This window comes from Streptomyces sp. NPDC043854, from assembly GCF_056436005.1.
Map to the genome: position 1 here is coordinate 72,832 of NZ_JBWKDK010000023.1, position 19,459 is coordinate 92,290.

Here is a 19,459-nt window from a genome sequence, read left to right on the forward strand (position 1 = left end):
TGGACCCCCCGGGGTGAGGTCGGTGCGGTGGACACTTACCAGTCGACGAGCGAGGTCCCGGAGCAGCCGGCCGCGGCCGTCGGGTACGCGGGTGTGCTCCGGGAACTGCTGCCGATCGCCCTGTGGCGGGAGGATGCCGACGGCCGCGTCGTGGAGTGGTCGCTGGCCGCCCAGGACCTGCTCGGCCACCGCCCCCAGGACATCCTCGGCCGCCCCGGCACCGAAGTGCTCGTCCCCGACGCCAACCAGGAGCTCGCCCACCAGCTGACCCGCCGCGTCCAGGCGGGCGAGACGGTCGTCGGCACCCTGCCCGTGCGCCACCGCGACGGCCACCGCGTCACGATGGAGATGTGGATCGTCCCCGCCGCCGACGCCCGGGGACGCACCGGGGCCATGCTGATCGCCGTGGAGACCTCCGAGGTCCTGCGCATGCGGGACTCCCTCGCCGCCCTCCAGAGCCTGTTCACCCAGTCGCCCATCGGGCTCGCCACCCTCGGCCCCGACCTGCGGTTCCTGCGGGTCAACGACGCCCTGGCCCGGATGAACGGCATCAGCCCCGCCGACCACCTCGGCAAGCGGCTCACCGAGGTCGTCCCCGGCGTCAACGCCGCCGCGCTGGAGGCGACCATGCGGCAGGTCCTGGAGCGCGGCACCGGCGTCGTCGACGTCCGCCGCACCGGCCGCACCCCCGCCGACCCCGACCACGACCACACCTGGTCCTGCTCGTACGCCCCGCTCCTCGACGCCTCCGGCCGCCCGCTCGGCGTGATCGCCTCCCTCATCGACATCACCGACAGCCAGCAGGCCCAGATCGAGGCCGAACGGGCCCGGCGCCGCTTCGCCGTGCTCGCCGAGGCCGGCACCCGCATCGGCACCACCCTCGACCTGCGGCAGACCGCCGAGGAGATCGCCCAGGTCCTCGTGCCGCAGCTCGCCGACTCCGCCGACGTACAGCTGCTGGAGGCCGTCCTCGCCCCCGACGACGCGGCCGGCTCGCACCACGGCGTCCTGCGCCGCCTCGCGGCCGTCTTCCCCGACCCGGGCGCACCCACCGCGAAGCTGCTGCCCGGCCAGACCTTCAAGATCCCCGCCGGGACGGTGTACGAGCAGGTCATCGCCGCCGGCCGGCCGATGAACCTGTACCGCGCCGACATCCCCGCCCTCATCCCGGACCCGCGCGCCGAGCCGCTGCGCGCCTACCTCGCCACCCTCGGCTCGGCCCGGCTGATCCCCCTGGTCGCCCGCGGCACCGTGCTCGGCGCGGTCACCGTGACCCGGCTGGCCAGCCGCGAGCCCTTCGACGAGCAGGACTGCATCCTGATCGACGAGGTCGTCGCCCGCGCCGCCCTCAACATCGACAACGCCCGGATGTACACCAACCAGCGCCGCGCCGCCCTCACCCTCCAGCGCAGCCTCAGCAACAGCGCGCTGCCCCGGGTCACCGGCCTGGAGCTGACCGGCCGCTACCTGCCCGCCAGCGACCACGACGTCGGCGGCGACTGGTACGACGCCATCCAGCTGCCCGGCGGCCGCACCGGCCTGGTCATCGGGGACGTCATGGGGCACGGCATCCACGCCGCGGCCGTCATGGGCCAGCTCCGCACGGCCGTCCGCACCCTCGCCCGGCACGGCGTGCCCCCGGACCGGCTGCTGCGCTCCCTCGACGCCGTCGTGGCCGACCTCGGCGAGGACGAGATGGCCACCTGCGTGTACGCCGTCCACGACCCGGCATCGGGCGGCTGCACCATCGCCCGCGCCGGCCACCCCCCGCCGGCCGTGGCCGCCGCCGGCGGGCAGGTCACCTTCCTCGACGGCCCGCCCGGCACCCCCCTGGGCGCCGGCGGCCACGACTTCCGCACCGAGGAGGTGGCCCTGCCGGCCGGCAGCCTCCTGGTCCTCTACACCGACGGGCTCATCGAGGCCCGCGACCGCGACCTCGACCAGGGCATGGCCCAGCTCGGCTGGGTCCTGCGCGACCCGGCCGTGCCCCTGGACCGGCTGTGCGACGCGGTCCTGACCCGCCTGCTGCCGACCGCCCCGCAGGACGACGTGGCCCTCCTGCTGGCCCGCACCACCCCCGATCGGCCCCAGCCGCCCGCCTAGCACCGCCCGCGGCCGCGGCCCGCCCGGCACCGGCCGGGGGCGTCGGGCGGGTCACCAGGCCAGGTCCTCCAGGGCGTCCAGGTCGGGCGCGGGGACGGCGGGCTCGGCGCCGTCCGTGAGCGGCAGCTCGGCCCAGATCACCTTGCCGCGCTCGGTGTAGCGGGTCCCCCAGCGGTCCGCGTACTGGGCCACCAGGAACAGTCCCCGGCCCCCCTCGTCGGTGGTGGCCGCGTACCGCAGGTGCGGGGAGGTGCTGCTGGCGTCGGACACCTCGCAGATCAGCTTGCGGTCCCGCAGCATGCGCACCCGGATGGGCGCGTTCCCGTACCGGATGGCGTTGGTGACGAGCTCGCTGAGGATCAGCTCGGCCGTGAACGCGATCTCCTCGAGCCCCCACGCGGCCAGCTGCCCCGCGCTCGCCCCCCGCACCCGGGAGACGGCCGCCGGGTCCGCGGGCACCTCCCACTCCGCGATCCGGTCGGCCTCCAGGAGCCGCGTGTCGGCGATCAGCAGGGCGATGTCGTCGCTCGGCGCCGGGAACAGCAGCGCGTCCAGCACGTCCCCGCAGGCCTGGTCGGGGCTGCGGCCGGGCCGCGCGAGGTTCTCGGCCAGCAGCGCCAGGCCGGTGTCGAAATCCCGGTCGCGGCCCTCCAGCAGGCCGTCGGTGAACAGCACCAGCCGGCTCGACTCCGGCAGCCGCAGCTCCACGGCCTCGAACGGCATGCCGCCCACCCCGAGCGGCAGGCCGACCGGAACCTCCGGGAACTCCACCCGGCCGTCGGGCCACACCAGCGCGGGCCCGGGATGCCCCGCGCTCGCCATCGTGCAGCTCCCGGACACCGGGTCGTACACCGCGTACAGGCAGGTCGCGCCGGTGACCGAGGCCGCCTCGCCCGCGGCCGCCGCGTCCTCGCCGTCCGGGCCGGCGGCGGCCGCGGACTCGTTCTGGTCGATCCGGTCGATCAGCTCGTCCAGGTGTCCCAGCAGCTCGTCCGGCGGCATGTCGAGGGTGGAGAAGTTGTGCACGGCCGTCCGCAGCCGCCCCATCGTGGCCGCCGCGTGCACCCCGTGGCCCACCACGTCGCCGACGATCAGCGCCACCCGGGTGCCCGCCAGCGGGATCACGTCGAACCAGTCCCCGCCCACCCCGGCCTTCGCCGGCAGGTACCGGAAGGCCGCGTCCACGGCGCTCTGGTCGGGCAGCACCCGCGGCAGCAGGCTGCGCTGGAGGGTGACGGCCGTCGCGTGCTCCCGGGTGTAGCGGCGGGCGTTGTCGATGGAGACCGCCGCCCGGGCCCCCAGCTCCTCCGCGAACGACAGGTCCTCCTCGTCGAACGCGTCGGGCGTGGCGGCGGCCCGCCAGAAGTTCGCCATGCCCAGCACCACGCCGCGGGCCTGGAGCGGCACCGAGATCAGCGAGTGCAGCCCGTACTCCAGGGCCTCCCGGGTGCCGGCTTCGTCCTGGGCCCGCCAGCCCATCGCCGCATCGAGGTCCGCCGCGAGCACCGCCCGGCCGGCGTCCAGGGCCGCGGCCATCGGGGCCGTCGGCACGTCGAAGCGGATGAGGTCCCCCACCGGCTGGAGCGGGTGGTCGGCGCGGACCCCGCCCAGGGCCGCCCGCCGCATCTCCGAGTACATGCCGGCGGCGAGCTCGGGATCGTCCCCGTGCAGCACCGGCTCCAGCAGCTCCACCGTCACGAAGTCCGCGAACCGGGGCACGGCGACCTCCGTCAGCTCCTCCGCCGTGCGCGCCACGTCCAGCGTCGTCCCGATCCGCACCCCGGCCTCGTACAGCATCTGGAGCCGCTCCCGGGCCACCTCGGCACGGCCGGAGAGCGCGGCGAGCTCGGTGGAGTCGCGCAGCGTCATGACGCTGCCGGTGGGCCGCCCCTTGTACGGCTTGGTGGGGCGCACGTTGATCGCGAGGAGCAGGCCGCCCGCCAGGTGCACCTCGTCCGTCGCGACCCGCCCCGACCACAGCAGCGAGGTGGTGTGGGCGTCGAGGCCGAGATCGGTGACGTAGCGGCCCTCGGCCTCCGGCGGCAGGTCCAGCAGCCGCCGCGCCTCGTCGTTGGCCAGCAGCAGGCGGTGGTCGGCGCTGATGATGAGGACGCCCTCGCGGACGGCGTGCAGCACCGCCTCGTGGTGCTCGTTCATCCGGGCCATCTCGGCCGCGCCCAGGCCCCGGGTCTGGCGCCGCAGCCGCCGGCTGACCAGCGCCGCGCCGGCCGTGCCCAGCAGCAGAGCGGCCCCCGCCGCCCCCAGCAGCAGCGGCAGCTGGCCCTCCACCGCGTCCGAGACGTTCTCGACCTCGATCCCGGTCGCGACCAGGCCCACGACCATCCCGCGCGCGTCCCGTACGGGCACCACCGCCCGGACCGCGTTGCTGGGTTCGCCGCGGAACACCTCGGTGAAGGACTCCCCGGAGACGGCGCGCGTGAGGTCGCCGCCGGCGCGCGCGCCGATCAGCTCCGGCCGCGAGTCGGTGTACCGGATTCCGTTGGTGCTCATCACGGCGATGAAGTCGACGCCGGCGCCCTGGCGGGTGGCCTCCGTCAGCGGCTGGAGGGTGCGCGTGGGGTTGGGCGAGTCGAGGGCCGTCGGCAGGCCGGGGGCATGGGCGAAGGCCTCGGCGGCCGCGAGGGACCGGTTCCTGGCGTCGCGCTCGCTGTCGTAGCGCGCCTGGAACACCAGCGCCAGCGCCGCGGCGGTGATCAGCAGCAGCACGAGGGAAGCCTGGAGCGCGAAGACCTGACCGGCGACGCTGTGGGCACCCCGGGAGAGGCGCGCGAGCAGTCCCGGGTCGAGCTCGGCCGACAGCCGGGGCGGTGACTCCCCGGGAGGTCGACCAAAACGTCCGGCCATGAGCCATTTCTAACACTGTCATGGTGCTTCGCGCGTGGCCGCGGACCCGGCCCCACACACCGCCCCCTCCGCCACAAGCCGACCCCCCGCCGGTAACCGGCCGTGCACCCCTTCGGAGCCCCGCCCGCCGGAGCCCCGCCCCGCGCCGGCGACTCGCCCCTGCCGGAGCCCCGCCCCGCGTCGGCGACTCGCCCCGCCGGAGATCCGCGCCGCGCCGGTGACCCGCCCCGCGCTGGAACCCACCGGCTGCGGGTGGTTCCGGCGGCGGGCCGGGCAGTGGGGGCGATACGGGGCCGCGCCCGCGACGCCGCAGAAACTGCGTGCCACCGTGCCACCGACCGCGCCGGCACGCACGCCCGCACGCCCGCCCCGCCCGCCCGCGAGCCCGGCCTGACCCGGCGACCGCCCCCGGTCGTACAGATGGGGCACGGCCGGATGGGGTGAGGCGATGGGGCGAGGCCGGATGGGGCATGGCCAGGCAGGGCGCGGCCCTCTCCGGCCCGCCCCCGGTGTCCCGGACGACGGGCCCGCGCCACCAGTGGGCCGGTCGGGCTACGCCCCACGACCCCCGCCCTGACCGGCCCGCGCCCTGACCGGCCCGCGCCCTGACCGGCCCGCGCCCTGACCGGGCCCGCGCCCTGACCGGGCTCGCCGAACAAAGCGCCCGCCCAACCCCACCGACGCCGCCGACCACCCCGCGCCTGAGACCGAGACCCAGGCCGGTGCCGGGGGAGGCCTCGTACCGGGCCCGCGGCCACGGACCGCCCAGCCTGCCGCCCAACGCCGCCGACGCCGCCGGGCACCCGTATCCGCCACCGCCTGCGGCGGGCGGGCCGTATCCGCCGGAGCCCGGCGCCCCCGACGGGGACGCCGGGCTCCGGCGGATACGCGGGACGGCTGGTCAGAGCAGGTCGGCGGCGATGTTGGCGGCGACCTGCTCCAGCAGCGGACCGGCGTTCGCGATGCACTTCGCCGGGTCCGGTTCGAGTTCCGTCAGCGGGTACGCCCGGCGGATGCCCGCCGCCCGGAGCGCCGACTGCTCCAGCAGCAGCCGCCCGCACACCGCCACGACCTCCTTGCCCGCCGCGCGGGCCGCGGCCGCGACACCGGCCGGGGCCTTGCCGTGCAGGGTCTGCTCGTCCAGCGAACCCTCCCCGGTGATGACCAGCGTCGCCCGCTCGAGTGCCGGGGCGAAGCCCAGTACGTCCAGCATCAGCTCGATGCCGGGCCGGAAGCTCGCGCCGAGCAGCAGCGCCCCGTAGCCGATGCCGCCCGCGCCGCCCGCACCCGGGGAGGCGGCGAGCTCGGTGGCCTTCGGGCCGATCGCGTCCTCCAGCACCAGCGCGTAGTGCGCCAGCGCCGCGTCCAGCGTCGCCACGTCCTGCGGCGAGGCCCCCTTCTGCGGGCCGTACACGGCCGCGCAGCCCTTCGGGCCCGTCAGCGGGTTGTCCACGTCGCCGGCGAGGACGAAGTCCACCTCCGCGAAGCGCGGGTCGACGCCGGACAGGTCCGCCGAGGCCAGCGACGCCAGAGCGCCGCCGCCCGGGCCCACCGGCCTGCCCTCCGCGTCCAGGAAGACCGCGCCCAGGGCGGCCAGCATGCCCGCGCCGCCGTCGGTGGTGGCGCTGCCGCCCACGCCGAAGACGATCGTGCGCGCGCCCGCGTCCAGCGCGGCCTTCAGCACCTCGCCCGAGCCGTACGTCGTCGCCGTCAGCGGCGCGAAGACACCCGGCGGCAGCAGCTGGAGCCCGGAGGCCTCCGCCATCTCGACCACGGCGGTACCGTCGCGCAGCGCGAAGGCGGCCGTGACCTGCTCGCCGAGGGGCCCGGTGACCCGTACCTCCCGGCGTTCGAACCCGGCCGCCACGGCGGCCGCGACCGTGCCGTCGCCGCCGTCCGCGACGGGGAGGGTCTCGACCTCCACGCCCGGTACGGCCCTGCGGAGGCCGGCCGTCACCCGCTCCGCGACCTGAACGGCCGTGAGCGAGCCCTTGAATTTGTCCGCGGCGATGAGCACGCGCGCGGCCTCAGTTACTGCTCCGTCCGTCACCTTGCTATCCCTTGCTTTCGAACAGTGCAGTCGCGCCCCCATGAGCCTATCCGGAGGATCCTCCTATGCCCATGGGTGGCCTGGGTCACATCAGGCATGTGATGCCAGTAAATGAGGACATACATCTGCATACCGGGTTGAGTGGGTCCGGATCCACGGGACGATCCGCGGCCGCAGCCGTGATCCCGTACGCCCGGCGCTCGGTAGGGTGGCCGGGTGACCACCACCGATGACTACGCCACGTACATCGCGAGCCTGCCCCGGGTCCTGGCCGGCTCGGCCGCCCTCTTCCGCGACGCGCACGGGCGGGTGCTGATCGTCGAGCCCAACTACCGCGAGGGCTGGGCACTGCCGGGCGGGACCGTCGAGTCCGACCGGGGCGAGTCCCCGCGGGCGGCCGCCCGCCGTGAGACCGCCGAGGAGATCGGCCTCGACGTGCCGCTCGGCCGGCTGCTCGCCGTCGACTGGACGCTCGGCCCGGGACGCCCGCCGCTGGTGGCCTACCTCTACGACGGCGGCGTCCTCGACGAGGCCCAGCTCGCCGCGATCCGGCTCCAGGAGGAGGAGCTGCTCTCCTGGCGCCTCGTCGAGCCCGCCGAGCTCCCCGCCCACCTCCTCGGCTCGCTCGGCCTGCGGGTCCTGGAGGCCTGCCGGGTCCTGGAGTCCGGCGAGGGCACCGTGGAGCTGGAGAACGGCCGCCGTCCGGACGCCTCCTGACACCGGGTCGGTGACACCGGGCTTATCCAGAGCAGGACACAATCAGCTGATGATCACGATGTACGCCTGGCCGAGCACGGCCGACGGGCCGGACGCCCTGCCCATGGTCCACTTCACCACCGACCGCCAGGAGGGCGGCGAGGTCACCCCCGACGGAACGCCGGTGTGGCTGTTCGACACCGCGATACGCGAGGGCGGCTGGGCCCTGTTCACCGACTTCGACGGCTGGGCCACCCCGGCCGAGGGCTGGCGGGCCCTCTACCGCCGTGAGGACGACCTGCTCGCCGTCTCCGGCCCCGGCCCCTGCGAGGGCTGGTACCAGGGCAACCTCGGGGCCGACGCCGACTGGGTGGAGGCGGCCACCGCCCGGCAGAGCGTGGTCCTGCTCGCCGCCCCCGTCCAGCACCCCTCGCTGTTCACGTACGCGGTGGAGGCCGGCGCGGCCTTCGCCCTGCTGGTGCCCCTGGCGGTGGTCTAACCGCCGCGGCGGTAGCGTTCGCCCTGTGCACGACATACGCGAGACCGGCCTCACGGTCACCCTCACCCTCACCGGAAACCTGAACGACGACGAGTACCGCGAGGGCGTCCGGGCGTCCGGGCTGTTCCGCAGCTGGCGCAGCTCCGTCATCGCCACCGCGCTGGCACTCGCGGCGACGGGCATGGCACTCTTCGCCCTCGGGGACTCGCCGTACACCGTGGCCGCCCTGCTGTGCGCAGGGGCCGCGTACGCGGTGCTGGGGCTGCTCGTTCCCCCGGCGCTCGCCGCCCGCTCCTTCCGCACGGAGCGGGCCAAGGGGACCCACCGCTACACGATCGACGACACCGGCGTCGTCACCGCCCGCGACGGCGTGGAGCCCCTGAGGATCCCGTGGAGCGGCTTCACCCGCCACCACGAGACGGACCGGCTGTTCGTGCTCGTGGGCCGCGCCGGCGGCAAGCGCTGTGCGCTGGCGCTGCCCAAGCGGCTGCTGACCGCGCCCGGTGAGGAAGCGCTGCTCGGCGCGGTGCTGGAGGCGCGGATCGGCCGTCCGCGCTGAGGCGCGGGCCGGCTCAGAACAGGCCCTGCGGCCCCGCGGCGGCGTCCCGGCCGGACTCGAACTCCAGCAGGCGGACCTTGCGGTCGACGCCGCCGCCGTAGCCGGTCATGCTGCCCGAGGCGCCGATCACACGGTGGCAGGGGACGACGATCCCGATCGGGTTCTTCCCGTTGGCCAGACCCACCGCCCGCGAGGCGCTCGGCTTGCCGAGCCGGGCCGCGAGCTCCCCGTACGACCAGGTCTGCCCGTACGGGATCTGCACCAGCTGGGCCCACACGCTGCGCTGGAACTCGGTGCCCTCCAGGCGCATCGGCAGGTCGAACTCGGTCAGCTCCCCGGCGAAGTAGGCGGTGAGCTGCCGCGCCACCTCCGGGAAGGGCTCCTCGGTGGCGGCGACCCGCTCCCCGAAGGACTCCTCGGCCGGGCGGTGCCGCTGCCCGGTCATGTACAGGCCGCTGAGGACCCCGTCCGTGGCGACGAGCGTGAGCGGCCCGTAGGGGCTGTCGACGACGGTGTGCTGCTTGATGTGCGACATGGTGCTGCGTGCTCCTCAGGCGGGCAGGTGGTTGACGGGGTGGTCGTAGGTGGCCCACAGGTACTGGACGGCGTACGCGCGCCAGGGCCGCCAGCCGGCCGCGCGCGCGGTGAGCGCCGCGGGAGTGGACGGCAGCCCGAGCTCCGCGGCGGCCCTCCGCAGCCCCAGGTCGGACGGCAGGAAGGCGTCGGGGTCGCCCAGCGCCCGCATGGCGATGACCTCGGTGGTCCACGGGCCGAAGCCGGGCAGGGCGGCGAGCCGGGCGCGGGCGGCCTCCCAGTCGCTGTCGACGCCCAGCGGCAGCGAGCCGTCGGCCAACGCCGCGACCAGGGTCGTCAGGGTGGTGCGGCGGCTGCGCGGCAGGGCGAGCTGTTCCGGGTCCAGGGCGGCCAGCGCCTCCGGTGAGGGGAACAGGTGGGTCAGCCCCCCCTCGGGGTCGGGGTCGGCCACGGGTTCGCCGTGCGCGGTCACCAACCGGGCGGCGTGCGTTCGGGCCGCCGCGGTGGACACCTGCTGGCCCAGGACGGCCCGTACGGCGAACTCGGCCGCGTCGACGGTCCGCGGGACCCGGCGCCCCGGGGCCTTGTCCACGAGCGGGGCGAGCAGCGGGTCGGAGCGCAGCTGCCCGTCCACCGCCTCGGGGTCGGCGTCGAGATCCAGCAGCCAGCGGCAGCGGCTGATGGCGAGGGTGAGGTCGCGCAGGTCGGTGAGGGCCAGCTGGCAGCCGATGTGGTCGGGCTGCGGGGTCAGGGCGACGACCCCGGTGCCGTAGGGGAGCCGCAGGGTCCGGCGGTAGGCGCCGGCCCGCCACTCCTCGACGCCGGGGACGGCGGTGGCGGCGAGGTGGCCGAAGAGGTTGTCCGGGTTGAGCGGGGCCCGGTAGGGCAGCCGCAGGCTGATCGACCCGGGAATCCGCGGCTCCGGCGGGCCGCCCCTGCCGGCGGCACGGGCGCGCAGGTCACCGGGGGCGAGGGCGTACACCTCGCGCACGGTCTCGTTGAAGGTCCGGATGGAGGAGAACCCGGCGGCGAACGCCACGTCGCCCATCGGCAGCGCCGAGGTCTCGATCAGCAGCCGGGCGGTCTGCGCGCGCTGGGCCCGGGCGAGGGCGAGCGGTCCCGCCCCGAGCTCGGCGTTCAGCTGCCGCTCGACCTGCCGGGTGGAGTACCCGAGCCGGGCCGCGAGCCCCGGGACGCCTTCGCGGTCCACGACACCGTCCCGGATGAGCCGCATGGCCCGGGCCACGGCATCGGCGCGGGCGTTCCACTCGGGGGAGCCGGGGGAAGTGTCGGGCCGGCACCGCTTGCAGGCCCGGTACCCGGCCTGCTGGCAGGCGGCGGCACTGGGCAGGAAGGTCATGTTCTCGACCTTCGGCGGCACGGCGGGACAGCTGGGCCGGCAGTAGATCCCGGTGGTCCGGACGGCGGTGAAGAACCACCCGTCGAACCGGGCGTCCTTCGACTGCACGGCCCGCACACAGCGCTCGGTGTCGGTGTACATGGCTCCAGCATCCCGGCCCCCGGCCACCCGGGCTGGCGGTTTTCCGACACCAACCTTACGCCGCCGACCTCGGGGACCCCGCCGTGGGCGCCGGGCCGGCGGCCCGCCCACCGCGGCAGCCGGATCTGGATCCCCGACACCCGCCCGCCCTTGCGCAAGCCCGCCGAGGGCCGCAACCCCGGGCCCTCCCGGACAGCGGACGGATGCAGCCCACGGATTGTCAGCCTCGCCGCGATGGGCAAGGGCCCGGGCCGCCGCCCCCGCTCGCCGCAGGCCCGAAGGCCCCGGCCGGCGGCTGGCGGTCGGCGGCTCGCAGCGTTCCCCCCGACGGCACCTCCCGCCGCCGCACCCGGCCCCGCCCGAAGCGCCCGGCGGGGCTCCGGCACACTGCCGCGCCGCCGTCCGAGCCCGCCGGGGTCGCCCGCGTGGCGGGGTGCGCGCGTCCCGCGTACGGGCTCGGGTCGGCCGGCGCCCCGGCCCGAGCACCCCGGCCGCCTGGGGCCCTGCGGCGTCCGCGCTGCCGTCGGGCGGGCCCGGTCAGAGGCGCCGCCCGGCCGGGGCGCCGGCGTGTCGCCCCGAAGCCGTACGGGGCATGCTCGGGGCGCCCGGGCGCGGGCCCGGACCTCCGCTTCGGCTGGGCCGGGGTCGCCGGGCCGGGTAGCGCGAAGGCCCCCGAGCCAGGTGGCTCGGGGGCCTTCGTACGGGTACAGCCGGCGCAGCGCTATGGCAGCTGGGCAGCCCGCGCCTCGCGCCGGTTGTGGCGGAACGTGTTCGCCCGGCGGGTGGTCGCGAACAGCGGGATGGTGGCCGCGAGCGCGATCTGGAGGGCGCAGCCGGTCTGGAGGAGCAGCTGGCCGCCGGGGGCGTCGAACGCCCACGCCGCCAGCAGGCCCATGGCCGAGATGATCCAGCTGAGCATCGCCACCGCGAGGACCCCCCGCGGCTTCGGGTACTCGACCCGGCTCACCATCAGCCACGCGACGCCGATGATCGCCAGCAGCGTCGGGACGAAGGGCAGCTCCAGCAGTACGACCGAGACGACCGTGAGCGCGCCGAAGGGGCTCGGCATGCCCTGGAACATGCCGTCCTTCATCGTCACGCAGCTGAACCTCGCGAGCCGCAGCACCACGGCCAGCAGCACGACGATCGCCGCGAGCGCCGACACCTTCTGGTGGGCGTCGTCGGCGACCATGCCGTAGACCAGCACGAAGTACGCCGGCGCGAGGCCGAAGCTGATCAGGTCGGACAGGTTGTCCAGCTCGGCGCCCATGGGGGAGCTGCGCAGCTTGCGGGCGACGATGCCGTCGAAGAGGTCGAAGACCGCCGCGAGCAGCATCAGTATCACCGCGGTCGCCGCGCTGTGCCGGGCCATGCCGGACTCGCCGCTGCCGGTGAGGTGCGGGATGAGGATTCCGGTGGTGGTGAAGTACACCGCCATGAATCCGCAGGTCGCGTTGCCGAGGGTGAGGGTGTCCGCTATCGACAGCCGCAGCGAGAGCGGCATGTCGTCTTCGGCGGCCTCCTCCTCGGCGGCCTCGGGCACCCAGCCCGCGGCAGGAGTCTCAGGGTCAGTCACGGTCAATTCGGGTCACCCCCGCGGTGGTGGCCTGACCGACCTCGACCGCGACCTCGACGCCCTCGGGGAGGTAGATGTCGACGCGGGAGCCGAAGCGGATCAGACCGATGCGTTCGCCCTGCTCCACCTTGGTTCCGGCCGGCAGGTAGGGGACGATGCGGCGCGCGACCGCACCCGCGATCTGCACCATCTCGATGTCGCCGAGCTCGGTGTCGAAGTGCCAGACGACGCGCTCGTTGTTCTCGCTCTCCTTGTTGAACGCCGGGACGAACCCGCCGGGGATGTGCTCCACGGACGTGATCGTGCCCGCGAGGGGCGCACGGTTGACGTGGACGTTCAGCGGGCTCATGAAGATCGCGACGCGGGTCCGCCCGTCCTTCCACGGCATGATGCTCTGCACCACACCGTCGGCGGGCGAGATGACGCGGCCCTGGGCGATCTCACGCTCGGGGTCGCGGAAGAACCACAGCATGCCCGCGGCGAGCGCGGTGGCGGGCACGGCCGCGGCGGCCCAGCGTCCGGACTTGCGGGCCCGGGCGAGGCTGAGCGCCGCGGTGGCGACGGTCGGCAGGAGCCACGGCGATGCTCCGCGCGCGAGGCGTACGCCCAGGAGGCTGTCGCGAGGTGCAGAGGTTTGGCTGTGGGGCATGGATGACCTTCGTAGCGGTGGATTGCCGCGCCGCAAACAGGGGGACGGGACGGCGGCTTTTCTGGAATGCTATCGGTTGCGCGCGACAACTGGGCAAGCCAGAAGCCGAGTCGATGCCCGTCAGCCAGTCACTGCAAGTGATTCTTTTGCGGCGAACCCTCGGAGGATTCGCCGCAAAAGGGACTTTCAGCCCTGGAGTCGGTACTCCTCGAGCAGGCGTCGCCCAATGATCATTTTCTGGATCTCGGCAGTACCTTCACCGATCAGCAGCATCGGAGCCTCGCGGTAGAGGCGCTCGATCTCGTACTCCTTCGAGAAGCCGTAGCCGCCGTGGATGCGGAACGCGTCCTCCACCACCTCCTTGCAGTACTCGGAGGCGAGGTATTTCGCCATCCCTGCTTCGAGGTCGTTTCGTTCCCCGGAGTCCTTTTTGCGAGCTGCGTTGACCATCATGGCATGAGCGGCCTCGACCTTGGTAGCCATCTCGGCCAGCTTGAACTGGATCGCCTGGTGCTGGGCGATCGGCTTGCCGAAAGTATGACGTTGCTGGGCATACGAGACGCCCAGCTCGAAGGCGCGCTGCGCGACGCCGCAGCCACGCGCCGCCACGTTGACCCGGCCGACCTCGACGCCGTCCATCATTTGGTAAAACCCTCGGCCGGTGACCCCGCCCAGGACCCGATTGGCCGGAATGCGCAGTCCGTCCATGATGAGCTCGGTCGTGTCGACGCCCTTGTAGCCCATCTTGTCGATCTTGCCCGGGATGGTCAGGCCCGGCCGGACCTCGCCGAAGCCGGGCTCCTTCTCCACCAGGAAGGTCGTCATCGACTTGTGCGGCGCCGTGCCCTCCGGGTGTCCTTCGTCACTCCGGCACAGCACGGCCACCAGCGTCGAGGTGCCGCCGTTCGTCAGCCACATCTTCTGGCCGTTCAGGACGTACTCGTCGCCCTCCTTGACCGCCTTGGACGTGATGGCCGACACATCGGAGCCCAGCCCCGGCTCGGACATCGAGAACGCGCCGCGGACCTCGCCCAGCGCCATGCGCGGCAGGAAGTGGTCCTTCTGCTCCTGCGTGCCGTGCTGCTTGAGCATGTACGCGACGATGAAGTGCGTGTTGATGATGCCCGAGACGGACATCCAGCCGCGCGCTATCTCCTCCACGCACAGCGCGTAGGTGAGCAGCGACTCACCGAGACCGCCGTACTCCTCCGGGATCATCAGCCCGAACAGGCCGAGCTCCTTGAGCCCGTCCACGATCTGCTGCGGGTACTCGTCGCGGTGCTCCAGCTCGGTCGCGACCGGGATGATCTCCTTGTCCACGAACTCGCGGACGGTCTTGAGGATCTCCTGCTGGACGTCGGTCAGCCCGGCGGTCTGGGCGAGTCGTGCCATGGCTACTTCCCCTGTTCCTTCAGCTCGGGCCGGCCGGGCTGCTCGCCGCCGCGCTCCTTGATGTACGTCTCGGTCGGGACCATCACCTTGCGCCGGAAGACGCAGACGAGGGTGCCGTCCTGCTTGTAGCCCTTGGTCTCGACGTAGACGATCCCGCGGTCGCTCTTCGACTTCGAGGGGGTCTTGTCCAGGACCGTGGTCTCGCCGTAGATCGTGTCGCCGTGGAAGGTCGGGGCGACGTGCCGCAGGGACTCGATCTCCAGGTTGGCGATGGCCTTGCCGGACACGTCCGGCACGGACATGCCGAGCAGCAGCGAGTAGATGTAGTTGCCCACGACCACGTTCTTGCCGAAGTCCGTCGTCTTCTCGGCGTAGTTCGTGTCCATGTGGAGCGGGTGGTGGTTCATGGTGAGGAGGCAGAAGAGGTGGTCGTCGTACTCCGTGACCGTCTTCCCGGGCCAGTGCTTGTAGACCGCCCCGACCTCGAACTCTTCGTACGTGCGTCCGAACTGCATGGGGTCAGGGCCTTTCTAGTTGCCGGGGATCTCGAACTTGGACGTGCGCTGCATGCCGGCGGCCCGGCCCTTGCCCGCGATGACCAGGGCCATCTTGCGGCTCGCCTCGTCGATCATCTCGTCGCCGAGCATCGCCGAGCCCTTCTTGCCGCCCGCCTCGGACGTGCACCACTCGTACGCGTCCAGGATCAGCTCGGCGTGGTCGTAGTCCGCCTGGGAGGGGGAGAAGACCTCGTTGGCCGCCTCGACCTGGCCCGGGTGCAGCACCCACTTGCCGTCGAAGCCCAGCGCCGCGGCACGGCCGGCGACCTCGCGGTACCCGTCCACGTTCTTGATCTGGAGGTAGGGGCCGTCGATCGCCTGGAGGTTGTTGGCGCGCGCCGCCATCAGGATCTTCATCAGGATGTAGTGGTAGGCGTCCGCCGGGTAGCCGGGCGGCTGCTCCCCCACGACCAGCGACTTCATATTGATGGAGGCCATGAAGTCGGCCGGGCCGAAGATGATCGTCTCGACGCGCGGGGAGGCCTGCGCGATCGCGTTGACGTTGTTCAGGCCCTGGGCGTTCTCGATCTGCGCCTCGATGCCGATCTTGCCGACCTCGAAGCCCATGGTCTTCTCGATCTGGGTCAGCAGGAGGTCGAGCGCCACGACCTGCTCGGCGTTCTGCACCTTGGGCAGCATGATGCAGTCCAGGTTCTGGCCGGCGCCCTCGACCACGGTGACCACGTCGCGGTAGGTCCAGTGGGTGGTCCAGTCGTTCACCCGCACCACGCGGGTCTTGCCGGTCCAGTCGCCCTCGTTCAGGAACTTGACGATGGTGTGGCGGGCCTCGGGCTTGGCGAGCGGGGCGCAGGCGTCCTCCAGGTCCAGGAAGACCTGGTCCGCGGGCAGGCCCTGGGCCTTCTCCAGGAAGCGCGGGTTCGAACCCGGGACGGCGAGGCAGGAGCGGCGCGGCCGCAGCCGGTTCACCGGGGACGGGGACGTGGGCGTGGTCATGCGAGGACCTCCGTGCTGATGAGGGGGGCGAGCTTGTTCGCTTTCCGGATCTCGTCGACGATACGGCCGATGATCTCCGTGATGCCGAAGTCTTTGGGGGTGAACACGGCGGCGACGCCGACCGCCTTCAGTTCTGCGGCGTCGGCCTGGGGAATGATGCCGCCCAGGACGACGGGTATGTCACCCGCCCCCGCCGTGCGCAGCCGCTCCAGCACCTCCGGGACGAGCGCGCTGTGCGAGCCGGACAGGATGGACAGGCCCACGCAGTGCACGTCCTCGGCCAGGGCTGCGGTGGAGATTTCCTCCGGGGTGAGCCGGATGCCCTGGTAGACCACCTCGAAGCCGGCGTCGCGGGCCCGGACGGCGATCTGCTCGGCGCCGTTGGAGTGCCCGTCCAGGCCGGGTTTGCCGACCAGCAGGCGCAGCCGGCCGCTGCCGAGGTCCTCCGCCGTCCGGCTGACCTTCTCGCGGACGAGGGCCAGCGGCGTGCCCTCCTCGGCGGCGACGGCCACCGGCGCGGAGGAGACCCCGGTCGGCGCCCGGAACTCGCCGAACACCTCGCGCAGGGCGTTCGCCCACTCGCCCGTGGTGACGCCGGCCCGGGCGCACTCCAGGGTGGCCTCCATCAGGTTCTCGGTCCCGGCGGCGGCCTCCTTCAGCCGGTCCAGGGCCTGCCCGGCGGTGGGGAAGACGAACGGGTCGCCGCCGCCCTGCCGGTCCGAGGACTCCTGCCGCTCGGCGCGCCAGCGCACGATCCGCTCGACGATGGTGTCCTCCACCGCCCCGTCCACCGTCATGATCGCGGTGTCCAGGTCGGCGGTGAGCGGGTTGGGCTCGGTCTGCTCGAAGCAGTTCACACCGACGATCTTGTCCTCGCCGGTCTCGATCCGGGCGCGGCGCTCGGCGTGCGAGGCGACCAGCTGGGACTTGAGGTAGCCGGACTCGACGGCGGCCATGGCGCCGCCCATCTCCTGGATCCGGTCGATCTCGGCGAGGCAGTCGGCCACCAGCGAGTCGACCTTGGCCTCGATGACGTGCGAGCCGGCGAAGATGTCGTCGTACTCGAGCAGGTCGCTCTCGTGGGCGAGGACCTGCTGGATGCGCAGCGACCACTGCTGGTCCCAGGGCCGGGGGAGGCCCAGGGCCTCGTTCCAGGCGGGCAGCTGCACGGCGCGGGCGCGGGCGTCCTTGGAGAGGGTGACGGCCAGCATCTCGAGGACGATGCGCTGGACGTTGTTCTCCGGCTGGGCCTCGGTCAGGCCGAGCGAGTTGACCTGGACGCCGTAGCGGAAGCGGCGCTGCTTGGGGTCCTCGATGCCGTACCGCTCGCGGGTGATCCGGTCCCAGATGCGGCCGAAGGCGCGCATCTTGCACATCTCCTCGATGAAGCGGACACCCGCGTTCACGAAGAAGGAGATACGGGCGACCACCTCGCCGAACCGGTCCTCGGGCACCTGGCCCGAGTCGCGCACCGAGTCCAGCACGGCGATGGCGGTGGCCATGGCGTAGCTGATCTCCTGGACCGGGGTGGCTCCCGCCTCCTGCAGGTGGTAGCTGCAGATGTTGATCGGGTTCCACTTCGGGATGTGGTTGACCGTGTACGCGATCATGTCGGTCGTCAGGCGGAGCGAGGGCCCGGGCGGGAAGACGTGCGTCCCGCGCGAGAGGTACTCCTTGACGATGTCGTTCTGGGTGGTGCCCTGGAGCTTGGAGACGTCCGCTCCCTGCTCCTCGGCGGCCACCTGGTAGAGCGCCAGCAGCCACATGGCGGTGGCGTTGATCGTCATCGAGGTGTTCATCTGCTCCAGGGGGATGTCCTGGAACAGCCGCCGCATGTCGCCGAGGTGGGAGACCGGGACCCCGACCCGGCCGACCTCGCCGCGGGCGAGGATGTGGTCGGGGTCGTAGCCGGTCTGGGTCGGCAGGTCGAAGGCGACCGACAGGCCGGTCTGGCCCTTGGCGAGGTTGCGGCGGTAGAGCTCGTTGGACGCCTCGGCCGTGGAGTGGCCGGCGTATGTCCGCATGAGCCACGGACGGTCTTTCTGGCGCTCTGTCATCTCAGGCTGTCCCTTTGGCCCTTGATCGGTCCGACGACGGTTCAGGTGTCAGATGGTGCGGCTGGCTGGATGGGTCCGCTCCGCTACACGTTGCGGAACAGGTTGATGGCGTCGATGTGCTTGTCGCGCATCTCCTGGTCGCGGACGCCCAGGCCCTCCTCGGGGGCGAGGCAGAGCACGCCGACCTTGCCCTGGTGCAGGTTGCGGTGGACGTCGTACGCGGCCTGGCCGGTCTCCTCGAGGGAGTAGACCTTCGACAGGGTGGGGTGGATCTTGCCCTTGGCGATGAGGCGGTTGGCCTCCCACGCCTCGCGGTAGTTGGCGAAGTGCGAGCCGATGATCCGCTTCAGCGACATCCACAGGTAGCGGTTGTCGTACTCGTGGTTGTAGCCCGAGGTGGAGGCGCAGGTGACGATCGTGCCGCCCTTGCGGGTGACGTAGACGGAGGCGCCGAAGGTCTCGCGGCCCGGGTGCTCGAAGACGATGTCCACGTCCTCGCCGCCGGTCAGCTCGCGGATCTTCGCACCGAAGCGCTTCCACTCCCGCGGGTCCTGGGTGTGCTCGTCCTTCCAGAACTTGTAGCCCTCGGCGTTGCGGTCGATGACCGCCTCAGCGCCCATCCTCCGGCAGATGTCGGCCTTCTCGGGGGAGGAGACCACGCAGATCGGGTTGGCGCCGCCGGCGAGGGCGAACTGGGTGGCGTACGAGCCGAGGCCGCCGCTCGCGCCCCAGATCAGGACGTTGTCGCCCTGCTTCATGCCGGCGCCGTTGCGGGAGACCAGCTGGCGGTAGGCAGTGGAGTTGACCAGGCCCGGGGAGGCGGCCTCCTCCCAGCTCAGGTGGGCCGGCTTCGGCATCAGCTGGTTGGACTTGACGAGCGCGATCTCGGCGAGGCCGCCGAAGTTGGTCTCGAAGCCCCAGATCCGCTGCTCGGGGTCGAGCATCGTGTCGTTGTGGCCGTCGGAGGACTCCAGCTCGACGGAGAGGCAGTGCGCGACGACCTCGTCGCCCGGCTTCCAGGAGTTGACGCCCGGACCGGTGCGCAGGACGACGCCCGCGAGGTCGGAGCCGATGATGTGGTACGGCAGGTCGTGGCGCTTGGTGAGCTCGCTGAGCCGGCCGTAGCGCTCGAGGAAGCCGAAGGTGGACAGCGGCTCGAAGATCGAGGTCCACACGGAGTTGTAGTTGACCGAGGAGGCCATGACGGCCACCAGGGCCTCGCCGGGGCCGAGTTCCGGCACCGGGACCTGGTCGAGGTGGAGGGACTTGCGCGGGTCCTTCTCGCGGGACGGGAGCCCGGCGAACATCTCCGTCTCGTCCTTGTGCACGGTGATCGCGCGGTACGAGTCGGGGAGCGGCAGGGCCGCGAAGTCGGCGGTGGTGGCGGCCTGGGACTGGATGGCGTCCAGGATGTCCTTCACGGTGTTGCCTCCTGGGGGACCTCCCGGGCGGAGCCGGGGGGAGAGC

15 protein-coding genes are annotated in these 19,459 nt (G+C 73.0%); 4 read left to right on the forward strand and 11 right to left on the reverse strand.

Translation table 11 applies throughout. From position 1 onward, the window contains the following. The first annotated feature begins 27 nt into the window (after window positions 1-27). On the forward strand, window positions 28-2,103 hold the full coding sequence (locus AC068A_RS21590) for a SpoIIE family protein phosphatase (protein ID WP_478587172.1): 2,076 nt from the start codon (window positions 28-30) through the stop codon (window positions 2,101-2,103). A gap of 51 nt (window positions 2,104-2,154) precedes the next feature. Here AC068A_RS21590 and AC068A_RS21595 read toward each other — a convergent pair whose 3' ends face one another. Both AC068A_RS21595 and AC068A_RS21600 read right to left on the reverse strand, forming a co-directional pair. Beyond that, window positions 2,155-4,968: a SpoIIE family protein phosphatase gene (locus tag AC068A_RS21595; RefSeq protein WP_478587174.1), complete on the reverse strand. Its 2,814-nt coding sequence runs from the start codon at window positions 4,966-4,968 to the stop codon at window positions 2,155-2,157. Window positions 4,969-5,869: 901 nt separating this feature from the next. Further along, the gene (locus AC068A_RS21600) at window positions 5,870-7,018 is read right to left on the reverse strand and encodes a glycerate kinase (protein ID WP_478587176.1); all 1,149 of its coding nucleotides are present in this window, start codon (window positions 7,016-7,018) and stop codon (window positions 5,870-5,872) included. A 216-nt stretch (window positions 7,019-7,234) separates the two neighbouring features. On the opposite strand from AC068A_RS21600, the gene AC068A_RS21605 reads away from it, so the two are divergent. The 3 genes from AC068A_RS21605 to AC068A_RS21615 are packed head-to-tail and all read left to right on the forward strand — an operon-like array spanning window position 7,235 to window position 8,772. Continuing rightward, the gene (locus tag AC068A_RS21605) at window positions 7,235-7,735 is read left to right on the forward strand and encodes an NUDIX domain-containing protein (RefSeq protein WP_478587177.1); all 501 of its coding nucleotides are present in this window, start codon (window positions 7,235-7,237) and stop codon (window positions 7,733-7,735) included. 49 nt (window positions 7,736-7,784) lie between these two features. Beyond that, window positions 7,785-8,213, forward strand: a complete 429-nt coding sequence (locus AC068A_RS21610; protein ID WP_478587179.1) for a hypothetical protein — start codon at window positions 7,785-7,787, stop codon at window positions 8,211-8,213. A gap of 25 nt (window positions 8,214-8,238) precedes the next feature. Then, a complete protein-coding gene (locus AC068A_RS21615) occupies window positions 8,239-8,772 on the forward strand; it encodes a YcxB family protein (RefSeq protein ID WP_478587181.1) in 534 nt (177 codons plus the stop codon). A 13-nt stretch (window positions 8,773-8,785) separates the two neighbouring features. Here AC068A_RS21615 and AC068A_RS21620 read toward each other — a convergent pair whose 3' ends face one another. The 9 genes from AC068A_RS21620 to ccrA form a co-directional block, all read right to left on the reverse strand. Continuing rightward, window positions 8,786-9,307: a methylated-DNA--[protein]-cysteine S-methyltransferase gene (locus AC068A_RS21620; RefSeq protein ID WP_478587183.1), complete on the reverse strand. Its 522-nt coding sequence runs from the start codon at window positions 9,305-9,307 to the stop codon at window positions 8,786-8,788. Between the two features lie 15 nt (window positions 9,308-9,322). Then, the gene (locus tag AC068A_RS21625) at window positions 9,323-10,807 is read right to left on the reverse strand and encodes an AlkA N-terminal domain-containing protein (protein ID WP_478587184.1); all 1,485 of its coding nucleotides are present in this window, start codon (window positions 10,805-10,807) and stop codon (window positions 9,323-9,325) included. 721 nt (window positions 10,808-11,528) lie between these two features. After that, window positions 11,529-12,389: a CDP-diacylglycerol--serine O-phosphatidyltransferase gene (gene pssA / locus AC068A_RS21630; RefSeq protein WP_360631416.1), complete on the reverse strand. Its 861-nt coding sequence runs from the start codon at window positions 12,387-12,389 to the stop codon at window positions 11,529-11,531. Beyond that, entirely contained in the window at window positions 12,376-13,032 is a 657-nt protein-coding gene (locus tag AC068A_RS21635) for a phosphatidylserine decarboxylase (protein ID WP_403558325.1), read from the reverse strand. The genes pssA and AC068A_RS21635 overlap by 14 nt, the downstream gene beginning before the upstream one ends. Window positions 13,033-13,218: 186 nt before the next feature. Further along, window positions 13,219-14,424 (reverse strand): acyl-CoA dehydrogenase family protein, encoded by a 1,206-nt coding sequence (locus tag AC068A_RS21640; RefSeq protein WP_360631410.1) that lies wholly within the window; start codon window positions 14,422-14,424, stop codon window positions 13,219-13,221. A 2-nt stretch (window positions 14,425-14,426) separates the two neighbouring features. Further along, window positions 14,427-14,939, reverse strand: a complete 513-nt coding sequence (locus AC068A_RS21645) for a MaoC family dehydratase (protein WP_226727006.1) — start codon at window positions 14,937-14,939, stop codon at window positions 14,427-14,429. Window positions 14,940-14,954: 15 nt separating this feature from the next. Continuing rightward, on the reverse strand, window positions 14,955-15,935 hold the full coding sequence (locus AC068A_RS21650) for an HpcH/HpaI aldolase/citrate lyase family protein (RefSeq protein ID WP_478587188.1): 981 nt from the start codon (window positions 15,933-15,935) through the stop codon (window positions 14,955-14,957). Then, window positions 15,932-17,992, reverse strand: coding sequence for a protein meaA (locus tag AC068A_RS21655; RefSeq protein ID WP_478587190.1), 2,061 nt, complete (start codon window positions 17,990-17,992; stop codon window positions 15,932-15,934). Before AC068A_RS21655 ends, AC068A_RS21650 begins: the two co-directional genes overlap by 4 nt. Before the next feature lie 83 nt (window positions 17,993-18,075). After that, window positions 18,076-19,413: a crotonyl-CoA carboxylase/reductase gene (gene ccrA / locus AC068A_RS21660; RefSeq protein WP_478587192.1), complete on the reverse strand. Its 1,338-nt coding sequence runs from the start codon at window positions 19,411-19,413 to the stop codon at window positions 18,076-18,078. Window positions 19,414-19,459: the final 46 nt, after the last annotated feature.

What these genes read in the sequence shown, in the direction of transcription:
- AC068A_RS21650 (WP_478587188.1), bottom strand. Translation starts at nt 15,935, where the DNA reads ATGACCACGCCCACGTCCCCGTCCCCGGTGAACCGGCTGCGGCCGCGC.
- AC068A_RS21625 (WP_478587184.1), bottom strand. Translation starts at nt 10,807, where the DNA reads ATGTACACCGACACCGAGCGCTGTGTGCGGGCCGTGCAGTCGAAGGAC.
- AC068A_RS21610 (WP_478587179.1), top strand. Translation starts at nt 7,785, where the DNA reads ATGATCACGATGTACGCCTGGCCGAGCACGGCCGACGGGCCGGACGCC.
- AC068A_RS21640 (WP_360631410.1), bottom strand. Translation starts at nt 14,424, where the DNA reads ATGGCACGACTCGCCCAGACCGCCGGGCTGACCGACGTCCAGCAGGAG.
- AC068A_RS21595 (WP_478587174.1), bottom strand. Translation starts at nt 4,968, where the DNA reads ATGGCCGGACGTTTTGGTCGACCTCCCGGGGAGTCACCGCCCCGGCTG.
- AC068A_RS21635 (WP_403558325.1), bottom strand. Translation starts at nt 13,032, where the DNA reads ATGCCCCACAGCCAAACCTCTGCACCTCGCGACAGCCTCCTGGGCGTA.
- AC068A_RS21645 (WP_226727006.1), bottom strand. Translation starts at nt 14,939, where the DNA reads ATGCAGTTCGGACGCACGTACGAAGAGTTCGAGGTCGGGGCGGTCTAC.
- AC068A_RS21620 (WP_478587183.1), bottom strand. Translation starts at nt 9,307, where the DNA reads ATGTCGCACATCAAGCAGCACACCGTCGTCGACAGCCCCTACGGGCCG.
- AC068A_RS21655 (WP_478587190.1), bottom strand. Translation starts at nt 17,992, where the DNA reads ATGACAGAGCGCCAGAAAGACCGTCCGTGGCTCATGCGGACATACGCC.